General features: G+C 71.7%; 13 protein-coding genes and 2 pseudogenes. 5 read left to right on the forward strand and 10 right to left on the reverse strand.

Going from position 1 to position 20290, the window contains the following annotated elements; all coding sequences use genetic code 11:
- The first annotated feature begins 98 nt into the window (after nucleotides 1-98).
- Together BSL84_RS02475 and BSL84_RS02480 are read left to right on the forward strand one after the other, a co-directional pair.
- Nucleotides 99-1949, forward strand: a complete 1851-nt coding sequence (locus BSL84_RS02475; protein ID WP_030028098.1) for a glycoside hydrolase family 15 protein — start codon at nucleotides 99-101, stop codon at nucleotides 1947-1949.
- Nucleotides 1942-3357: an MFS transporter gene (locus tag BSL84_RS02480; protein WP_075969693.1), complete on the forward strand. Its 1416-nt coding sequence runs from the start codon at nucleotides 1942-1944 to the stop codon at nucleotides 3355-3357. The genes BSL84_RS02475 and BSL84_RS02480 overlap by 8 nt, the downstream gene beginning before the upstream one ends.
- 37 nt (nucleotides 3358-3394) lie before the next feature.
- On the opposite strand, the gene BSL84_RS02485 is transcribed toward BSL84_RS02480, so the two are convergent.
- On the reverse strand, nucleotides 3395-5422 hold the full coding sequence (locus BSL84_RS02485) for a prolyl oligopeptidase family serine peptidase (protein WP_075969694.1): 2028 nt from the start codon (nucleotides 5420-5422) through the stop codon (nucleotides 3395-3397).
- Nucleotides 5412-6479, reverse strand: a complete 1068-nt coding sequence (locus tag BSL84_RS02490) for an AI-2E family transporter (protein ID WP_075969695.1) — start codon at nucleotides 6477-6479, stop codon at nucleotides 5412-5414. Before BSL84_RS02490 ends, BSL84_RS02485 begins: the two co-directional genes overlap by 11 nt.
- 75 nt (nucleotides 6480-6554) lie before the next feature.
- Here BSL84_RS02490 and BSL84_RS02495 point away from each other — a divergent pair, with 75 nt between their 5' ends.
- The gene (locus BSL84_RS02495; protein ID WP_075969696.1) at nucleotides 6555-7859 is read left to right on the forward strand and encodes an MFS transporter; all 1305 of its coding nucleotides are present in this window, start codon (nucleotides 6555-6557) and stop codon (nucleotides 7857-7859) included.
- Between the two features lie 21 nt (nucleotides 7860-7880).
- On the opposite strand, the gene BSL84_RS35955 is transcribed toward BSL84_RS02495, so the two are convergent.
- From BSL84_RS35955 to BSL84_RS02505, 3 genes are all read right to left on the reverse strand, one after another.
- Entirely contained in the window at nucleotides 7881-8054 is a 174-nt protein-coding gene (locus tag BSL84_RS35955; protein WP_158879779.1) for a hypothetical protein, read from the reverse strand.
- A gap of 225 nt (nucleotides 8055-8279) precedes the next feature.
- Nucleotides 8280-9077, reverse strand: a complete 798-nt coding sequence (locus BSL84_RS02500) for an MBL fold metallo-hydrolase (RefSeq protein WP_045321063.1) — start codon at nucleotides 9075-9077, stop codon at nucleotides 8280-8282.
- A 115-nt stretch (nucleotides 9078-9192) separates the two neighbouring features.
- Complete coding sequence (locus BSL84_RS02505) at nucleotides 9193-10146, reverse strand: aldo/keto reductase (protein ID WP_324610005.1); 954 nt, start codon at nucleotides 10144-10146, stop codon at nucleotides 9193-9195.
- A gap of 76 nt (nucleotides 10147-10222) precedes the next feature.
- On the opposite strand from BSL84_RS02505, the pseudogene BSL84_RS37730 reads away from it, so the two are divergent.
- Nucleotides 10223-11131, forward strand: a pseudogene (locus BSL84_RS37730) (MerR family transcriptional regulator); the annotation flags it as partial.
- Nucleotides 11132-11437: 306 nt separating this feature from the next.
- A pseudogene (locus tag BSL84_RS37735) lies at nucleotides 11438-12220 on the forward strand (endonuclease/exonuclease/phosphatase family protein); the annotation flags it as partial.
- Here BSL84_RS37735 and BSL84_RS02520 read toward each other — a convergent pair.
- From BSL84_RS02520 to BSL84_RS02540, 5 genes are all read right to left on the reverse strand, one after another.
- The gene (locus tag BSL84_RS02520; RefSeq protein ID WP_075969697.1) at nucleotides 12204-13748 is read right to left on the reverse strand and encodes a hypothetical protein; all 1545 of its coding nucleotides are present in this window, start codon (nucleotides 13746-13748) and stop codon (nucleotides 12204-12206) included. The pseudogene BSL84_RS37735 and the gene BSL84_RS02520 sit on opposite strands and share 17 nt — an antisense overlap.
- Entirely contained in the window at nucleotides 13741-17568 is a 3828-nt protein-coding gene (locus tag BSL84_RS02525; RefSeq protein ID WP_079273092.1) for a bifunctional glycosyltransferase/CDP-glycerol:glycerophosphate glycerophosphotransferase, read from the reverse strand. The genes BSL84_RS02520 and BSL84_RS02525 overlap by 8 nt, the downstream gene beginning before the upstream one ends.
- A 358-nt stretch (nucleotides 17569-17926) precedes the next feature.
- Nucleotides 17927-19081: a hypothetical protein gene (locus BSL84_RS02530; RefSeq protein WP_079273093.1), complete on the reverse strand. Its 1155-nt coding sequence runs from the start codon at nucleotides 19079-19081 to the stop codon at nucleotides 17927-17929.
- A gap of 342 nt (nucleotides 19082-19423) precedes the next feature.
- The gene (locus BSL84_RS02535; protein ID WP_030029736.1) at nucleotides 19424-19672 is read right to left on the reverse strand and encodes a hypothetical protein; all 249 of its coding nucleotides are present in this window, start codon (nucleotides 19670-19672) and stop codon (nucleotides 19424-19426) included.
- Between the two features lie 43 nt (nucleotides 19673-19715).
- Nucleotides 19716-20252 (reverse strand): hypothetical protein, encoded by a 537-nt coding sequence (locus tag BSL84_RS02540; RefSeq protein ID WP_075969698.1) that lies wholly within the window; start codon nucleotides 20250-20252, stop codon nucleotides 19716-19718.
- Nucleotides 20253-20290 lie beyond the last annotated feature (38 nt).

Raw genomic sequence — 20290 nt, forward strand, 5'->3', positions numbered from 1 at the left:
CGCGGACTCCGGTGATCGCGGGCCGGTAAGGCTCCCGGTCCCGTTCGCGCGGCGCGCACGGACTGCCCCGTCACCGTACCGGGGTGAGGGAGCCGCTCGTGAACGCCTACCCGCCCATCGCCGACCACGGAATGGTCGGCGACCTCCAGACCGCCGCGCTGGTGTCCTCGCAGGGCACGGTCGACTGGTGGTGCACACCGCGGTTCGACTCCCCCAGCGTCTTCGCGTCCCTCCTCGACAGCGAGCGCGGCGGCTACTGCCGGCTCTCCGCCGACCTCGCCCACGACCCCGCGGCCGTGGTCCGCCAGCTCTACCAGGCGGACACGGCCGTGCTGGTCACCCGCTACATGGGTCCGGGAGGGGTGGGCGAGGTCGCCGACTTCATGGTCCCGCTGAACACCACCACCCCGACGCAGCGGCACCGGCTGATCCGTGTGGTGCGCGTGGTGCGGGGCAGTCTGGACTTCGAACTCGAATGCCGCCCGCGGTTCGACTACGGGCGCGCCCCCCACACCTTCGAGCAGACCGACGCGCGGACGGTGGTCTTCCGCGGGCCGGGCACGCGGCTGCACCTCCAGGCGGCCGGGGTTTCCGGTCCTCTCGAACTGCGGCGCGACGGCGACGACGCCACCGCCCGGTTCACCCTCACCGCCGGGAACGTGGCCGCCGTGGTGCTGACCAGCGACGCGGACGACGCCCCCGCGCCGCCGCCGCTGTCGGCCGAGGAGATCAGCGCCGAGCTGCAGGCCTGTCGAACCTTCTGGCACGGCTGGCTGCGCTCGTGCACCTACCGCGGCCGCTGGCGTGACATCGTCCACCGCTCGGCGATCACCCTCAAACTGCTCACCTACGCCCCCACGGGCGCGCCGATCGCCGCGCTCACCATGGGCCTGCCCGAGCAGGTCGGGGGCGAGCGCAACTGGGACTACCGGTTCACGTGGATCCGCGACGCCTCCCTCTCCGTCAGGGCGCTGATCGACCTGGGCTTCGTCGGGGAGGCCGCCGCGTTCCGCCGCTGGCTGCTCGACCGGCTCGCGGCCGGCGGCACCGCCTCCGGGGAGCCGCTGCAGATCATGTACCGCATCGACGGGGAACCCCAGCTGACCGAGGTGGTCCTGGACCACCTGGAGGGCTACGCCGGGTCCAGGCCGGTACGCGCCGGGAACGCGGCCGCCGACCAGATCCAGCTCGACATCTACGGGGAGGCGTCCGACGCCCTGGCCCAGACCCGGGACATGGGCGGGATCAAGGGATGGCAGGCGTACGCCGGCGTCCTCGACTGGCTCGCCGACCACTGGGACCGCCCCGACGAAGGCATCTGGGAGACCCGGGGCGGCCGCCAGGACTTCACCTTCAGCCGTCTCATGACGTGGGTGGCCTTCGAGCGCGGGATCCGCCTGGCCACCACCTTCGCCCGCCCCGCCGACACCGACCGGTGGCGCGAGGTCCGCGACGCCGTCTTCGCGCAGATCGTCGAGCGTGGCTGGAACGCGGACAAGCAGGCGTTCGTCCAGCACTACGACACCGACGTGCTGGACGCCTCGCTCCTGCTCATGCCCCGGGTCGGCTTCCTCTCCCCCACCGACCCGCTCTGGCTCGGCACCCTCGAAGCCATGGACCGGGAACTGGTCAGCGACAGCCTGGTCTACCGCTACAACCCCGAAGCCTCCCCTGACGGGCTGCGCGGCTCCGAAGGCACCTTCAACCTGTGCAGCTTCCTCTACGTGGAGGCGCTGGCCCGCGCCGGCAAGCCGCAGCAGGCCCGCTACGCCTTCGACAAGATGCTGACCTACGCCAACCACGTCGGCCTGTTCGCCGAGGAGATCGGCCCCTCCGGTGAGCAACTGGGCAACTTTCCCCAGGCGTTCACCCACCTCGCGCTGATCGCGGCGGCCCTCGCCCTGGACGAGCAGCTCGACCGGCAGGAAGGGAGCGGCGCCGATGGCTGAAGCGGGCGCCCGCGCGGGGACGGCGGGCGGGCTGAACGGGGTGCTGGCCCCGCTGGCCCTCGCGCAGTTCATCTGCAGCTTCGCCGGTTCCAACATGAACGTGATGATCAACGACATCAGTTCGGACCTGGACACCACCGTGCAGGGAGTGCAGATCACGATCACGATCTTCCTGCTGGTGATGGCCGCTCTGATGATCCCGGGAGGCAAGCTGACCGACCGCTACGGCCGCAAGCGGTGCTTCCTGGCAGGTCTGACCGTCTACGGCGTCGGCGCCCTGCTGAGCGCCGCCGCCCCCGGGCTGGGCGTCCTCATCCTCGGCAACTCGATCCTGGAGGGCGTCGGAACGGCGCTGCTCATCCCGCCCGTCTACATCCTCACGACGCTGCTCTTTACGGAGGTGTCCTCGCGGGCCCGCGCGTTCGGGACCATCATGGCGCTCGGCGGCGTCGGTGCCGCCGCGGGGCCGCTGGTCGGAGGGCTGATCACCTCGGCCGTCGGCTGGCGGGCGGCGTTCGTCTTCCAGGCCCTGGTGATCGCCGTGATCATCCTGTTGAGCCGCCGGATCCGGGACCCGCTGCCACCGGATCCCACGCGGCCCTTCGACACCGGCGGAGCGGTCCTCTCGGCCCTCGGCCTCATCCTCCTCGTCATGGGGATCCTGGCGGCCGACGACAACGTCTGGCTGATGGCGGGGCTGCTCGTCCTCGGCGCACTCGTGCTGCTGTGGTTCTTCCGCCGGGTACGCGCCATGGAGCGGGCCGGCGAGGAGCCGCTGCTGTCGACGAGCCTGTTCCGCAACCGCACCTCCAACCTCGGCCTCGTCACCCAGAACATCCAGTGGCTGCTGCTCATGGGGACGTCGTTCACCGTGGCGGCCTATCTCCAGGTGGTGCGCGGATACGACGCGATCCAGACGGGTGTGATCTTCACGGCCGCCACGCTCGGGCTGCTCGCGACGTCGCTGACCGCGGAACGTCTGGCGCGGCGGTACACGCAGCGCACCCTGGTCATGACGGGATTCGCCGTGACGATCGCCGGCGTGGCCGTGCTGCTGGCCCTGGTGGGCGGATCGCCGAGCCCGTGGGCATTCGCCCCCGGGCTCCTGCTGATCGGCCTGGGCCTCGGGGTGATGCTGACCCCGTCGGTCAACGTCGTGCAGTCGAGCTTCCCCGAGGAGCGGCAGGGCGAGATCTCCGGCCTGTCGCGGAGCGTGTCGAACCTCGGCTCCTCGCTCGGCACGGCGGTCGCCGGCACCATCCTCGTGGCCGGTCTCACCACCAGCGCCTACGCCACCGCCATGCTCGCCCTGGCCGTCCTCGGCCTGGCCGGTCTCGCCGCCGCGGCCCTCCTGCCCCGCGGCCGGGCACCGGACACCGGCGCCGCGCCGGCGCGCGGACCCGCGTGAAACGGGCCGGGTGCGCCACGCGTACCCGGCCCGGCCGTCACTTCGGCGGGGTCAGCCGCTCCCACAGGAAGGTGTGGACGAGGGCTTCGTTGAAGGCCGTCTGCCGGTGGTCGGTGGCACCCGCGTGGCCGCCGCCGATGTGCTCGTGGAAGTGCACGGGATGGCCGGCCTCGCGCAGCCGCGCTGCCATCTTGCGGGCGTGCCCCGGATGGACCCGGTCGTCGCGGGTGGAGGTGAGCAGGAGCAGCGGCGGGTACGCGGGCCCGTCCGTCCGGATCCGGTGGTAGGGGGAGATGTCCTCCAGGTGGGGCCGGTCCGCCGGGTCGTCGGGATCGCCGTACTCGGCGATCCAGCTGGCGCCGGCGAGCAGCTTGTGGAAGCGGAGCATGTCCAGCAGCGGCACGTGTGCGACGACCGCGCCGAAGAGTTCCGGCTCGCGGGTGAGCATGGCACCCATGAGGAGGCCGCCGTTGCTGCCGCCCTCGATGCCGAGCTGGGCCGGGGTGGTGATGTCCCGGGCGACGAGGTCGCGGGCGACAGCCGCGAAGTCCTCGTACGCCCGGATCCGGTTCGCGCCGAGCGCCGCCCGGTGCCAGGCCGGCCCGTACTCGTGGCCGCCCCGGATGCCGGCGACGACGTAGGTGCCGCCGCGGGCGAGCCAGGCGCGGCCCGTGACCGCGCTGTAGGAGGGGACCATGGACACCTCGAAGCCGCCATAGCCGTAGAGCAGGGTGGGGCCGGGGCCCGGCCGCTCCTCGGGGCCGACGACGAAGTAGGGCACCCGGGTGCCGTCGGCGGAGGTCGCGAAGTACTGGTTCACGGTGAGGCCGGCGGTGTCGAAGAGGGCCGGGCTCTGCTTGACGGGCTCGCTGTCGTCCTCGCCGCCCGCCGTGCCCCGGTAGAGGGTGGAGGGCTGGAGGAAGCCGGTGACGAGGTGGAAGTACTCGTCGCCGACGTCCGGGTCGGTGCAGGTGACCGAGGCGGTGGACAGGGCCGGCAGGCCCGGAAGCGGTGCGCGGCGCCAGCCGTCCGGGGCGGGGGTGAGCAGTTCCATGGCGGAGGAGACGTCGGCGCGGGTTCCGAGGATGAGGTGGTTGCGAGTCCAGCTGTAGCCGGCGAGGGCGGTGCGCTCGTCGGGGGTGAACAGCACCTCGGCCTCCCGCGCGCCCTCCTGGAACGCGGCCAGGTCGAAGGCGAGCAGGCTGCCCGCGGGGTGGCCGAGCCACGGCGTCCTGGTGGTGACGGTCAGCCACTCCCGGTGGACGGACGCGCTCGCGTCGTCCGGTACGTCGATCTTCACGGGCGGGCCGTCGCCGTCCTCGGGCAGGAGGAAGAGCTCCTGGTTCCAGAAGTCGATCTGCCGGTGGACGAAGTCCCGTTCGAAGCCGGGGGTGTCGTCGTGCCAGCCGGAGGCGGACAGGTCGCAGGGGCGGCCCTCGTAGACGAGCTCGGCGTCTTCGAGGGGGGTGCCGCGGCGCCAGCGGCGGACATGGAGCGGGTAGCCGGAGGTGGACATCGAGCCGGGGCCGAAGTCGGTCCCGATCCAGACCCGGTCGTGGTCGATCCACCCGATGCGCGTCTTGGCCTCGGCTACCGTGAACCCGTCCGCGGCGAACTCCAGGGTCTGCAGGTCGAACTCGCGCACGACGCAGGCGTCGGCGCCGTCCCGGGAGAGCAGGACCAGGGCGTGCCGGTGCTCGGGCGCCAGGACCCGGCTGCCGGCCCAGGCCCACTTCTCCCCTTCGGCCTCGGCCAGCGCGTCGAGGTCCAGCAGGACCTCCCAGGCCGGACGGTCCGTGCGGTACTCCTCCAGGGTGGTCCGCCGCCACAGGCCGCGTACGTGGTCGGCGTCCTGCCAGAAGTTGTAGAGGTGGCGGCCGCGGCGGACGACGTAGGGGATCCGCCCGTCGTCGTCGAGCACCTCGCGCATCTCCTGTTCGAGCACCTTGAAGCCGGGGTCGCCGGTCAGCGCGGCCACGGTCTCGGCGTTGCGCTCCCGCACCCAGGTGAGGGCGCTCTCGCCGGACACGTCTTCCAGCCACAGGTAGGGGTCTTCATCGCTCATCAGGCGATTGTGCAGGAAGCGGGCGACGGGCGTCGCGCAGGGCCGAGTGGACCGACCAGACGACGGAGACCAGCGGGACCGCGACCACGGCGCCGACCACGCCGGCGGCGATGGCGCCGGCGACCACCGAGATCGCCACGACCAGCGGGTGCAGCCGGACCGCCCGGCTCATCACCAGCGGGTGCAGCAGGTGGCCCTCGATCTGGCCGATGACCACGATCAGGGCGACGACGACCGCCGCGACGACCGGCCCCTTCGCGGCGAGGGCGACGACCGCGGCGACGGCCAGCGCGACCGGTGATCCGATGAGGGGGATGAAGGCCGCGAAGAACTCCAGCAGCGCCAGCGGTACGGCCAGCGGGACCCCGAGGAAGTACAGCGCCAGCCCGACGAGGACCGCGTTCGTCGCGGCGACCACGACGATGCCGTGGGTGTAGCCGGTGAAGGTGCGCCAGCCCGCGCGCCCGGCGATCCTCACCCGTTTCCGCGCGGTCTCGGGCAGCTGGTCGCAGAACCACGCCCACTGCCGGTCGCCCCCGTGGAGGAAGAAGAAGGAGCAGAAGACCGCGAGGGCGAGGACGGTGAGGACGTGGACGAGCCGGCCGGCGCCGCTGACCGCCTGGCTGATGACGGTGGAGCGGTGGCTGGAGAGGTACTCGCCGATCCGGGTCTGGACGTCGGAGAGCGCCCGCGGGTTCAGCCGGAAGGGCGGCCTCTCCAGCCACGCCTCGATGCTGGCGAGTCCCTGGCGGAACTCCCTGGCCAGGGTCGTGCTCTCCCCCGCCACCGCCTCGCCGACCAGGGTGAGCACGCCCAGCAGGAGCAGCGCACTGCCGAGGAGGGTCAGGGCGACGGCGATCGTACGCGGGACGGCCGTGGCGAGGCGCCGGGTGGGCGTCCAGAGCAGGGCGGTGACGACGAGGCCGAGGAAGACGGCGACGGCGATCTCGTGGAACCGGCCCAGCAGGGCGAAGAACACGTAGACGGCGGCGCCGACGACCAGCAGGCGCCAGGCGTAGGCCGCGGCCGTACGCAGGAACGGTGACACCGGCGGCATGGTCCATGGGTGCCACGGCGGGCCCGGAAGAAAACCCTTTGCCCGGATCGCGGCGACGGCGCACCATGGCCGGTCGTGAGCGCCTCCCGACTGACCGCCCTGCTGCCCGATCTCGCCCCGTGGCGTTCCGGCCGCGACTTCCGGCTCCTCTTCTACCAGGGGACCGTGACGTACTTCGGCTCCTTCATGGCGATGATCGCGCTGCCGCTGCAGATCAAGCACCTGACCGGCTCGCCGCTGGCCGTCGGCGCGATGGGCGCGGTGGAGCTGGTCCCGCTGGCGGTCTTCGGGCTGTACGGGGGCGCGCTCGCGGACGCGGTGGACCGGCGGCGGATGATCCTGCTGACCGAGGCGGGGCTCGGGGTGCTGGCCCTGGTGCTCCTGGTGAACGCGCTGCTGCCGGATCCGCTGCTGTGGCCGCTCTACGTGGTCGCGGCGGGTGTGTCGGCCCTGGCCGGGCTGCAGCGGCCGGCCCTGGACTCGCTGATGGCGCGGATCGTGCCGCACGACCAGCTGACGGCCGCCGCGGCGCTCAACGGGCTGCGCTACCAGTTCGGGGCGATCGCCGGCCCGGCGCTGGCCGGCCTGGTCGTCGCCTACGCCGGCCACGCCTCGGCCTACGCCGTCACCGTGGCCGGGTTCCTCGGCTCCGTGGTGCTGTGCTCGCGGCTGAGTCCGGCCCCGCCCGTCGAGGGCGCCGAGCGTCCGTCGCTGCGCGGCATCGCCGAGGGCGCGCGCTACGCGTGGAGCCGGCCGGTGCTGCTGGGCACGTACGCCGTGGACCTCGCGGCGATGCTGTTCGCCTTCCCGAACGCGATCTTCCCCTTCCTCGCGGACGAGCTGGACGCCGTGTGGGCGCTGGGTCTGATGTACGCGGCCGGGGCGGTGGGCTCGATGCTGCTGGGACTGACCAGCGGCTGGGTGTCCCGGGTACGCCGGCACGGGCTGCTGGTGGTCGTCGGCGCCGCGGTCTGGGGCCTGGCGATCGCGGCGGCCGGGGTGGCGCCCGGCATCTGGCTCGTGCTGCTGTGCCTGGCCGTCGCGGGGGCGGCCGACATGCTGAGCGGACTGGGCCGCGCCACGATCTGGAACCAGACGATCCCCGAGGAGCTGCGCGGCCGGCTCGCGGGCATCGAGGTGCTCTCGTACAGCGTGGGACCGCAGCTCGGCCAGGTCCGGGCGGGCGGCATGGCCGGGTGGACGGGGACCCGGCCGGCCTTCTGGAGCGGCGGTCTGGCCTGCGTGGCCTCGGTGGCGGTGCTGGCCGCGCTGCTGCCGAAGCTGGCCTCGTACGACGCGGACACCGACGAGGACGCGCTGCGCCGCCGGGCCGCGCGGGAGGCGGAGCCGAGCGGTGCGGGAGCCGGCCCGGCGGTGTGAGGCGGGCCCGCAGGGGCCGTCTCAGCCCTCCTTCTCGGCGAGGATCCGGTCGGCCGCGTAGTGCGGGCAGTTCAGGGCGTGCCAGGTCACCGAGAGGGAGCCCGTCCCCGTCCGCAGCGTGCGCACCGCGCCGTCCGCGGCGGTGGCCTTGCAGAAGGGGCACATGACGGTCTCCGGGCGCAGTAGATCGAACATGCCCTGTCCTTCCCGCAGGTTTCTCACACCGGACCTGTCCAGAACTATCAAATCCGGCGCCATTAGGCCGCAGTACCCGCAAGTACGGATGGATTTCGGGTCCGGTGACCGCAGGGCGGGAGCGGTGGATCCGGGATGGCGCGCCGCCCCCGGGCCCCCCCCGTCACCCCGCGGGGGCCCGGAAGCCGTACGGGTTGCGCGGCAGCGGCATGCTGACGGGCGGCCTCAGGGTTCGAAGGCGGCGAGCATCTGTTCGAGGGCTGCCTGGTCCGGTCCGGTGAACGGGTCGAGTCCGGGGACGGCGGCGATGGTGTCGAGGAACTGCGCGGTCAGCCCCACCGCCGGCGGCAGGTGCGTGCACAGGACGGTCTGCGGATCCATCGACCGCAGCGGATCCACGGTGGCCAGGAAGCGGTCCGGGTCCACCAGCTGCACCCAGGGGCTGTCCACGCTCGCCCACAGCCGCTGGGACGCCCTCAGCTCGTCGGCGGGCAGCTGCGCGACGTCGCCGCTCACGGCCAGGTCGGCCGTGGGCATCACGCTGCCGAAGCAGTCCGAGCTGAAACAGGTCCGCGAGCGGTCGTCGTAGAAGCCGACGGTGGCCGGGTTGTCGAACAGCGGCGGCCGGAAGGCGTGGAGGGTGCGGTCGCCGACGTCCAGCGACTGGCCGGGGTTGAGGAAGTACAGCCGGTCCATGGGCAGCGGCCGCTCGGTGGACATGATTCCGGCGCCGAGGAACGTGGTCACCAGGCGCGCCCGGGGAGCGGCGTCGAGCAGGGCGAAGAGCCCGCCGGTGTGGTCGCGGTCGGGGTGGGTCAGCCAGATCCACCGCACGTCCGCCGGATCGATCACCGAACCGAGCACGTCGAGGAAGTCCCGGTCGGGCAGGCCGAGGCCGGTGTCCACGACGACCGGCTGCTCGGCATGCAGCACGAACGCGTTGACGGGGAGGAAGCCGAGACCGGGAACCTCCAGGCAGTCCGCGAGGACGGTGGTCTCGGGTCCTGCCTTGTGCGTGCTCATGGCGGTCTCCCCGGCTCGGCGAGGTTCGGGTCCTCCTTCCATCCTGGCGCCGTCCGGCCGCCCCCGCGCGCGGGGGCGCGGTGGGCTCGGTACGGGCGGTACGCGTCCCGGGCGTTCAGGGGAGGGGGACGCCGCGGGCCGTGACCCAGAGCTCGTACCACTCCTCGTGCGTCAGGTCGGGTTCGCGCACGGCCGCGTCCCGGCAGGCGCGGATCCGGTCCGGGCGGGCCGTGCCGATGACCGGCGCGATCCGCGACGGGTGCCGGATCAGCCACCACAGCAGGACCGTCTCCGGCGTCGTCCCCTTGCGCCGGGCCAGCTCGGCCAGCAGCTCGGCGGTGGCCCGCTCGGCCGGAGTCCGCTGGCGGCCGGTGAAGCGGCCCTGGGCCAGCGCGCCCCAGGCCTGGAGGCGGATGCCGTGGTCGCGGCAGTGTTCCAGCGTGCCGAACGGGAACCCGTTGGCGGCGGACGCGGGAGTGTTGAGGAGGACCCCGGCCTCGACCCAGTCGCGGCTGTGCAGGCTCATCTCCAACTGGTTGGCGACGAGCGGCTGGTCCAGCCTGGCCTGGAGGTGGGCGATCTGCGCGGCGCCCATGTTGGACACGCCGAAGCGGCGTACGAGGCCCTGCCGGTGCAGGGAGTTCAGCGCCGACGCGACGCAGTCCACGTCCGCCAGGGGGTCGGGGCGGTGCAGCAGCAGGACGTCGATGACGTCGGTCCGCAGCCGGGTGAGGCTCTCCTCCACCCGCCGCGTGACGGTCTCCCCGCGCAGGTCGTACATGCCGGGGCGGTCCTCGCCGCCGAGCCGGATCCCGCACTTGGTCTGGAGCGTGATGCGTTCGCGCAGGCCGGGCGTCCGCGCGAGGACCTCGCCGAAGACGGCCTCGGACTTGCCGTGCCGGTAGATGTCGGCGTGGTCGAAGACGGTGATCCCGCTGTCGAGGGCGGCCTCGACGGCCGCCTCGGCGGCGTCGACGTCTCCGGGCCCGTACGGCCCGGGGTCCCAGCTCCCGCCGAGTCCCATGCACCCGTACAGCACCCGCTCGTCGTCACGCGTACCCGCGCCCATGCCGTCGTTCGTCACGCCGCCACCCTATGGGGTGCCCGGTTGAGTCTCCCGCGGGGGGAGACTCCAGGCTGGGGGCATGGACAGCGACACGCTCCATTCCATCGGAGAACTATCCCGCCGGACGGGCCTGACGGTGAAGACCATCCGGTTCTGTTCCGATCAGGGCATCGTCCCGCCGACCGACCGGAGCCCCGCCGGCTACCGGCTCTACGGACCCGAGGCACTCGCCCGCTTGCAGCTGGCCCGCACACTGCGCCATCTCGGGATCGATCTGGCGACCGTGCGCAGGGTGCTGGACCGGGAGGCATCCGTGGCAGAGGTCGCGGAAGCCCACGCCGGCGCCCTGGACGTACAGATACGCACCCTGCGCCTGCACCGGGCGGTACTCCGTGCCGTCGCCCGAAGCGGCGCCACCACCCAGGAGATGGACCTCATGCACCGACTCGCCACGCTCTCCGACGCCGAACGCCGCCGACTGGTGTCCGACTTCCTCGACGACGCCTTCGAAGGCCTCGACTCCAACCCCGAGTTCGTGGCGCTGATGCGCTCCGCCGTGCCCGAACTCCCCGACGAGCCCACGCCAGGGCAGGTCGAGGCGTGGGTGGAACTCGCCGGTCTCTGCCAGGACGCGGACTTCCGTGCCACGTTGCGTCGTACGGCCGAGGAACAGGCTGCGGAGCCGTCCCCGCAGGACGTCGGCGCGCTGCACGACGCTCTCAACCGGGCGATGGCCGAACGCATCGGCGAAGCCGTCTCCGCCGGCCTGCTGCCCACCGCCGGAGGGGCGTCGTGGACGGACGCGCCGGCCGCCCTCTACGCCGACGCCTTCGCACGGGCCGGCGGAGGCGACCTGCGCCGTTGGCTGCTGGCCCGCCTCCGGACGAGCACAGACCCGGATGCCGAGCGCTACTGGCGGCTCCTCGCGACGGTCAACGGCTGGCCGGCGTCCCCCACCCTCGCTCCCCTCCGCCCCTGGTTCACCACCGTCTCCGCCCCCAGCGGCTCCGACCGCGGCGAAGGAGCGGTGCGAGTGGTCGTGCCCGGGCGGCGATCCGGAACGGTTCGGACCGGGGGCGGTTGGGCGGCTGACCGGCGGATACCCAATGATGTCGGAATGCAGAAGCACAAGGAGACCGGGTGGCGGTCGATCCGCCGCCGGTTCGGCAGCACGGCGGCGGCCCTCGGCCTGTTGACGTCGGTGGCCTGTACGTCCGCCCAGGCGCCGGCCTCGATCGCCGGCGCCGGCCTGGGTCCCGCGAAGCCGGACGAGGTCTCCGTCGCGACCTGGAACATGTGCGCGGTGCGGCAGTGGAGCTGTGAGCGCACGGGCAGCCCGGCGGACAAGTTCCGGCAGCTGCGCGACCTGATCGGTGACTCCGGCGTACGCGTGCTGCTGCTGCAGGAGGTGTGCTCGGACGACCTGTCGTCCTCGGCCCTGCGCCTGGGCCCGGAGTGGCAGACGGCTTTCGAGCCGTACGCGGACGTGGACGCGGCGGGCGGCCGTACCGCGGTCCAGTGCACCGACGGCGGGCGCGGGCGGGCCGGTTTCGCCCTGCTGGCCGCCTCCCGGCTCACGGACGTGGAGGTCATCCCGACCGAGCAGCCGACGGTGGGCCTGCACCGGGGGATCCTGTGCGCCCGCGTCCAGGCCCAGGGGGTGCGGGTGTGCAACGCGCACCTGTCGTTGCGGGAGAGCGACGGCCAGCACCCGGAGTGGGACTTCCGCGACGACCAGCTGAGCTCGCTGTTCGCCGCCGCCTCGACGGACGAGCGTACGGTCGTCGGCGGGGACTTCAACTCCCCGCCGCCGGTGGGCAAGGCGAACACCTCCGCCTGGATCTGGCCGTCGGAGGCGTACACCACGTACCGCGAGTGCGACCAGAAGGGCACGGCCCGGACCGGGCGGCCCACCCACTCGGACGGCGCGAAGATCGACTACCTGTTCACCGCACTGCCGCGCACCGGCTGCGAGGTGGTGAGCACCAAGGCGTCGGACCACCGGCCGCTGGTGATGCGGGTGAGCCGTCCGGCGGAAACGGCCCCCGCGACCCCGGGTATCAGTACACCGAGTTGAAGTAGACGTCCTGGGCGGGCACGGGGTACGCCCCGAGCTTGGTGAACGGGACCGCAGCCCACGGGGACACGTTGCCGAGGGCGTCCACGGCGATGGCCTCGACGAAGTGGTCGCCGTCGTTCCAGGGCCAGCCCGGCTCCCACGTCCAACTGCCGTCGGGCCGTACCTCGCACGCGCCCAGGGCCGCTCCGCCCTCGTGGAAGTCCACGCGGACGGCGCCGGGAGCGTACCCGGCGAAGCCGACGCCGGGACCGGGCACCTGCTGGTGTGCGGCGGGTACGGTCACCGTCAGGACGAGGTGCTGCGCCGGCACCGGCGGCTGCGGTGTCGGCACCGATGACTGCGGTACGGGCATCGACGGCTGCGGTACCGGCTCGTACGCGGGCGCAGCCTCGTACACGGGCTCGACGGCCGTGAAGGCGACCTCTGAGCGCTTGGTCTGGTAGTTGTTCGCGTCCGCGGCGAAGAGCCGGACGACGTGCTTCCCCTTGGGCCAGGGGTCGGTGCGCTCCCAGGACCACGTGCCGTCGGGAGCGACGGGCGCGGTGCCGCGGTACTTGCCTTCCTCCCAGAAGCTGACGCGCACGGCGCCGACGGCGGTGCCGGTGAAGCGGACGGTGTTCGCCGGTACCCGTTCTCCGGGTGCGGGGGTGCGGACGACCGGTTTGGGAAAGGAGTCGCCTCGCACCTGGGAGGTCTGCGTGAGGTAGGTGTCGATGGCGGAGGTGTCCCGCTTCGGCTGGTCGTAGCCGTTGCGCACCATGCCGATCCGTGGGGCGATTCCGTCGACCAGGAGGTTCAGCAGCCCCATGAACACCGGGAGGTGGTGCCGTGTGACCTTCCCCGCGTCGGTGATGAGAGGTGACTCGTTGTAGACGAAATTGAAGTTCTCGCGCCCCTGGAAGTGCCCGAGGAAAGGTTCCGTCTGCTGCTGGTACTGCGGGTCCCGGGGGGATGTGAGGACGTAGATGTTGGCTGACGGGTTGGCCCCGCTGCCCACGAGGTCGGGCAGGACGGAGTCGAGGACGTGGACGTTCTGATCCGTCGGCTCGCCCATCATCACCCGGGCCGCGTCGGGGTTGCTCTCCTTGACCCGGGTACCGATGCGGAAATGCGGTGTGCCGGCCACGATGTTGCGGAAGCCGTACTTCAGTCCGAGGAACAGTGCCGCGCTGCCGCCCTCGGACGTGCCGAACACGGTCACCTGGTCCGGCGAGAGGGCCAGTGTGTTCATGACGTGCGAGACGAGGCCGGCGACGGACTGCTCCAGGGAGAAATCCATACCCCTGCACAGGTGATAGGTGTTGGCACCGTCGAGCAGGTCCCGCACCCAGAGGATGTTCGACCGGAGGTCCTCCAGCTGTCCGGTCGCCCAGGCGTACCCGCCGGGTGCGTGGCGGTGGGAGAGGACGACCACCAGGTGGCGGTTGCCGTTGCGCGCGTGGGAGAACCGGTACTCGACGGGCACCGGCCCGGAGCAGTCCACGCCACTGAACACGCGGCGCGTCCTCTGGGGTGCCTCAGACATGCTCGGAATCCATCCTTCTCACCGGCTGACGCGGCACCTGGCGGAGGGTGTCCCGGTTCCAGCTCCCGGTCTGTCCCGCGGGGTGGCCGACCTGACCCGGGTGACCTGTCGGCCCGTGGCCCGTGTGACCGGGGTGGCCTGCGTGCCCTGTGTGTGCCGGCGCGCGGAGGCCGGCCGTGCCCACGGCCGGCGCCTGGGCCCGCGCCGGGTCGAGGTCTCCGCCCGCGACGAGGATGCGGTCGGCCAGCCGGGCCGAGGCGTAGCCGTCGTCGAGGTCGCAGAACTCCTGCTGGAACCAGCGGTAGCGGGCGGCGTAGCCGTGCTGGACGCGGTCGATGTCGCGGATGGTGCCGATGAGTTCGGGCGAGGTGAAGACCAGCGGCCCCGGGGCGGACTGCTCGAAGTCGAAGTAGAAGCCGCGCAGGGTGTCGCGGTAGTGGTCGAGGTCGTAGGTGAAGAAGAGGATCGGCCGCCCGGTGTTGACGAAGTCGAACATCAGGGAGGAGTAGTCCGTGATCATCACGTCGGCGATGAGGGAAAGGTCCGCCATGTCGGGGTAGTCGGACACGTCGAAGACGAAGCCGTCGCCGGCGCCCGGCACCGGGTCCACGACGTTGGGGTGGCGCCGCACGAGCAGGACGTGGTCGCTGCCGAGGCGGGCGCGGGCGTCGTCGAGGTCGATGCGGAAGTCGAGCTTGTACTTGCCCGGGGCGTAGAACTGGTCGTCACGCCAGGTCGGCGCGTACATGACGACCTTCTTGCTCGGCGGCAGGCCGATGCGGCGGCGCACTTCCGCGGCGCGCCCGGGTTCCGCGCGGCGCAGGATGTCGTTGCGCGGGTAGCCGCTCTCGACCATCTCGCCCGGGAACCGGAAGGCCCGCTGAAGGATCGGGGTGCTGAAGCTGTTCGGGGACACCAGCATGTCCCAGTTCTGCACCTCCTTCTCCACGCGCTCCAGGTACCGCTTGTCGGCGAAGTGCACGGCCTCGATGTCGTGTCCGATGCGCTTGAGCGGGGTGCCGTGCCAGGTCTGTACGACGACCTGCCCGTCACGCTTCTCGAACCAGTCGGGGAGGTGGTTGTTGGCGACGATGTATTTCGCCCGGCCCATGGCCTCGTACCAGTCGGGGGACCACATGCGGACGGGGCGGGCGGTGGGCGGGACGGCGACCTGGTCGTCGCGCACCACCCACAGGTGCTCCAGGTCCGTGCCGCGGCGGACCAGTTCCTCGTGCAGGGCGCGCGGGCTGTCGGAGTACTGGGTGCCCTTGAAGGCGTCGAAGAGCACGGCGGCGGTGACGGGCTTGCGCCGGGCGTCGGGGTAGGTCTTGGTGCGCATCAGCTTCTGCCGGTACGGGCCGCGGGCCTCGTCCGGCATCGCCGAGTGCACCAGCAGCGAGAGCCGGTCGTACGCCTCCGCCTGGAGTTCGTAGCGCCGCTCCTCACGGGTCATGTCGCTGGGCAGGGTGGGGATCAGGTCCTGCGTCATCTTGACCATGAGGTCGCCGGAGCGGTCCTCGGGGTCGACGGCCGAGGGGTCCTGGCGACGCAGGAAGAAGTCCCAGCGGCCGGCGGCGAGCGGTATGTCGCCGGCGAGGGTGCGCATCGCGGCGGGGGTGAGGACGAAGCTGAAGTCGTCGCCCTGCCAGGTGATCGGGACGGTGCGCTCCGCGCCGTGGGCGCGGGAGCGTACGACGACGTGCGCCGTGGCGTACTCGGAGGCGTCGAGCCTGTCCTGCGCGGCGTAGCCGACGACGACTTCGAGGGAGCCGTCCTGCCGCCAGGTCGCGGACTTGGCCAGCGGCAGGGTGTCGCGTTCGAACAGCACCACGTAGCCGGAGCCGTTGCGGTGCACGAAGACCTCGCGGTCCCCGCCCTCGGTCTGCAGCCCGGCCGGCAGCCGGTAGTGTCCGTCGTCGGCCTCTTCCGCCATGACGGGGTAGATGGGGGCCTTGCGTCCCTCGACGTGCAGGGTGGTCTTCCAGCCGTTGGCGCCGGTGTTCCAGGTCTCCGGGACCCCGTCGGAGGAGTGCGTGCGGTGGCCGGGGACGAGGGCCTTGGCAGGGACCCGGGTCACGAAGCCGTACCAGCCTTCGCCGCCCTGCTTGAACTGGACCCAGGCGTCGTGCCGCCCGGCGCCTCCCATGCTGGCCACACGGAACTTGCCCCACTCGGGGAGCTTGGGGCCGAGGTAGACGCCGCGGAGTTCGAGATGGTCGCCCACCATCCGGTGCTGGGTGATGCGGCAGCGAACACGCTCGACACGGAGTTTGAGCTTGCCCTGGATGAAAAGGGGCACCACACGGGTGTTCTTGTCCACGTACCGGTAGGGCGGGTTGGCCGCGCTTCCGGCTCCTCCTCTGACGATCCCCTTGTAGCGGAACAGGCCGCGGCTCAGTACACCGGCCGCCACGTCCCAGGTCCCCTCGACCCATTCCCCCTTACGCTTGAGGCGGGTCGTGTCGAAGCGGACCTGGAATCCGGACCAGTCGTAGCAGTACCGGCTCTGGTTTGAGTACTCGGTGGCCTGCGGGTAGTAGGTGGTCTTCGCCTTGGCGACGACCACACGGCCCTGCTTCTTGTTGCGCAGCGCGATCGCCTTCATCGACATGTGCCGCTTGTGCACGTTGATGAAGCGGACGTATGCGGATCCTTCGAGGATCAGGTGGTCGGAGTCGTCCCACTGTGCCCCGCTCAGGGAGCCGTGCAGCGACAGCTCCTTGTCCAGTCGGTAGGCGCTTTTGTCGATGCCTACCGAACGGTCCCCCAGATAGGGGTAGTTGAGGTAGCGGTGGAAGCGGCGCTGGACGGGCATCGGGCCGCCCTTGCGCTCGAACTCGACGACGTCGAGCAGCTCCTTGAGGCGGCCCTCGCGTACGAGCAGCCACTTGACGCGGGCATCGGCGGGCAGTTCGTGGATGATGTCGGCGTCGGCCTCGTCCAGGAAGTCGTTGGCCCACCGCATGAAGGCGTCGCGGTACTCCTCGTCTGCGTCGGGGAGCACCTTGAGGTGCAGCATCAGGTCCGACTTCAGGCAGGCGAGATCGTACTTGCGCTTGTGGTCGGAGTAGGACCTCGCCCGGTGGCCGGCGAGGAAGCGACTGACCGACTGCACGGCGGCGACGCGGTCCTGGAGGTTGCTGAACTCGGTGTGCCGCTGGGTGATGGAGGGTGCGGCGCCGCCTTCGCGCCGCCGCCAGAAATAGACGATGTCCGTGAGGATGTCGACTTTGGATGCCCGGAAGTGGGCGAACATGTTGACCCAGGAGTCCTCGTACATGACGCCTTCGGGGAAGGCGATGTAGTGGTAGTCCCAGAAGGACCGCCGGAACAGCTTGTTCCACACGGTGCGGTCGTAGATGAGGTCGGGCAGCTTGGTGATGTGCGTGCCGCGCTTGTTGGCGCGCATGGGCGCCTTGTGCAGCGGGGACTGCCACCTCTTGGTGGAGTTCATCATCTGCACGTTGCCGGAGACGAAGTCGGAGCCGGAGGCTTCGAGGGTCTGTACGAGCAACTCGTAGGCGTACTCGGGTATGACGTCGTCGCCGTCGACGAACGCGAGGAATTCCGCCTGGGGGTGGGCGGCGCGGATGCCGACGTTGCGGGCGTGGCCAGGACCCATCGGTTCCTGGCGCAGCAGCCGGAAGCGCGGGTCGCGGCGGGCGAACTCGGCGGCGATGGCGGTCGAGGAGTCGGTCGAGCCGTCGTCGACCATGATCACTTCAAGGTCGCGGAACGTCTGCCTGGCTATCGATTCCAGGCACTCCTGGAGGTAGATCTCGACGTCCTGGAAAGGCACGACGACGCTCAGGCGGGGCATACCTGCCACTCAGCAAACTCCTCGATAGACACACTTCTCACGGCGTACCGGGAGTTGCTGCGGCGTGCCGCCAGACCCGCCCCAGAATCCGGTCACCACCGCTCCCCGCACGCTCGACCCTCCCCCACCGCCTGTGACCGCACACTTATGCGACCTTCACAGGAGTGTGCGCAGCGTAGGCCAACTGTTCGGCGCCGAGCAACTATTCACAAGCGCTCAAGCTGCCCAAACCTTCACGCAAGCGAACGAGCGATGACATCCCGCCCGCACGGGACGCGTCAACTACCCATCGGTTGGGGCGCCCTGTGCGGCAGGGGTTGTTCCGCTGTCACAGCGCTCCTGCACAAGGTGAGGCAGGTCACCCGACGTGGCGCCAGGCCCCGAAGGAGAGGCCCGCGTCCGTCAGGTCCTGCCGGGCGATCCGCAACCCGCCGTCACCATCGAGCATCGCGATCGTGACCGCGCCCCGGGCATCGCGGGCGATCGCCGGCAGCCCCGCACAGCGGTCGCCCACCGGCGCCCACCACGCGCCGTACTGCTCACCCTCCGTAGGATATGCGGCGATTTCGGGGTGGCCCTCGGCACCCCGCTGGAGCAGGACCGTGCAGTCGTAACCGTTGACGCGGGTGCGGGTGACGCCCACGGGGCCGACGCCCCCGGCACCGCCCAACGGCATGAGCATGTTCGGGGCTCCGGCCGGCGACTGCGGACGGTAGGCGATGACACCCCCGTCCGCCGGGTGGCGCCAGTAGTAGGTGCCGGAGCCGCGGTTCGTCTCGTAGGAGCTGTACGTCCCCTCGACCGCGTCGGCGTCCATGCGCCCGAGCCATTTGAAGCCGGCTCCCGGCCCGCCCTGGCTCCAGTACGACGCGCCACCGCGAAAGGGGGCGAGGAACTCAGCACGCCCCTCGGTCGTCACGAGGGGGACGACGGATCCGCGCACCCACTTGCCCTGGTAGTCCTGCCAGTCGTCCCAGACGCCGTCGGCGCGACGCGTGCGACCCCGTACGCCGATGCCGAACCGGGTGGCAAAGACATGGAGGGCGCCGGTGCCGTCCGCCAGCACGACCGGGTCGGCGTGCGGAGGCGGCGGCTCTTCCTCCTTCTCCGGGAACGGGTTGCCCACGGCCCGCCACTCCCCCAGCGGTCGGCCGGTCTGGTACTGGGCCGCCAGGACCACCTCGCGGCCGTTCGGGGCTCCCTCGCCGTGGCGGGTGCCGGCGAACCAGACGAAACCGTTGGCGTCCTGAGTGAGCGTGAACCGGCCGGCCCACCCCTCCACGGGGAACAGGTCGGGCCCGTGCCACATGTCGGAGCACGGCGCCGACTCGGTCCAGCGCACCAGGCCCTCGGCGCAGCTCGCGTAGGCGGTCAGCCGGCCGTCCCGTCCCAGCCGCAGCCAACCGGGGGGCAGGTGGCCGGCGTCGGCCGCCGCGGCTATCTCGGGGCCGGGGACGGCGGGCTTGACGGCGGTGAGTGTCCGGTCCGCTCCGTCACGTCCGCGTCGCGCCATGTCCCGGCCACTCCTGCCCACACTCGCCCTGTTCGTCCGCCCGGCCCGGCGGGCCGTGGGCCAATGTACGTCAGTACGACAACCGGTCGGCGCCGGGGCCGGAATGTCTGCTTCCTCACCGGGGGCACGGTGGCGGGAACGCAGCCCGACGGACGGCACGGACCGGCGGGACGCTCCCTCAGGGCTGTCCCGTAATCCCTGGCGGATCAGTGCGAGGTGTCGGATGCGGTGCATCGCAAGGCGGAGGAGCGTCCTCGTACCGGGCGTATGCGGGCGCTTTGCGACAACGCGGCGAGGCGCCGTAGCCGGCGCCGCGCGCCCGCCGGGGAATACTGACAGCCCTCAGGGGAGGTCGTCGGTCGGCGGGTCGGCCTCGTAGACGTGCGGGGTGTCGGACTCCCACTCCACCAGTTCGGTGCCGCCGAGGACGACGTCGTCGGGGTCCGGCATGCCCGCCCGCCGCAGGAACTCGATGAGGTCCTCGTCCGAGCGGGCCAGGCCGAGGGGCTCCTCCCTGGTGGCGGTCCGCAGGGTCACCTGCCGGCCCCCCGAGGGGAAGATCCGGTGTACGACGACGGGAGCATGGTGCATACCCCCAGCCTCGCCGGACCGGACCGGTCCGGCATCCCGGGAGTCAGCGCGTTCGGCCGACGGTGGCGGCGCGGTCGGCGGACGCGCGGACACGGAAGGTGGAGGGGTCGGGGTAGGTCGCCTTCTCGGCCCGGACGACCTCTTCTATCTCGGCCTTGAAGGCGGGCTCGAAGAAGTCGACACCGAGGAGCAGTTCCAGTCCCCGCAGCGTGGGGTCGAGCAGCGGGCGCGCCATCCGTGCCCCGCCTCCGCCGATCCCGGGGAATCCGGCCCGCGCGATCGCCGGCCGGGCGGCCACGCGGTCCTCGACGCCCGCTGTCGCGAAGCCGAGGATCAGCGCGAGTTCGGCGAGGAACTTCCGGGTGCCCAGAGCCATCTCCTCGGCGCCCTGGAGCGTCTGTACGGCGCCTCCCGCGACCTTGAAGTCGTCGCCGGTGCGCTTGAGGCCGCGCGTCTCGTACACGGCGAGCGCCTCCTCGAAGAGCCGCCCCGCCTCGTCGACCGCCCGCATCGCCGTCACCAGCCGGTCGATGTCGATGTCGCTGCCGCTACCGCTACCGCTGCCGATCTCGCGCTCCACGCTGCCTCCTGGTCCGGAACTGTGCTGCACAGACCGTA

It is taken from the genome of Streptomyces sp. TN58, assembly GCF_001941845.1.
Lineage (GTDB): Bacteria > Actinomycetota > Actinomycetes > Streptomycetales > Streptomycetaceae > Streptomyces.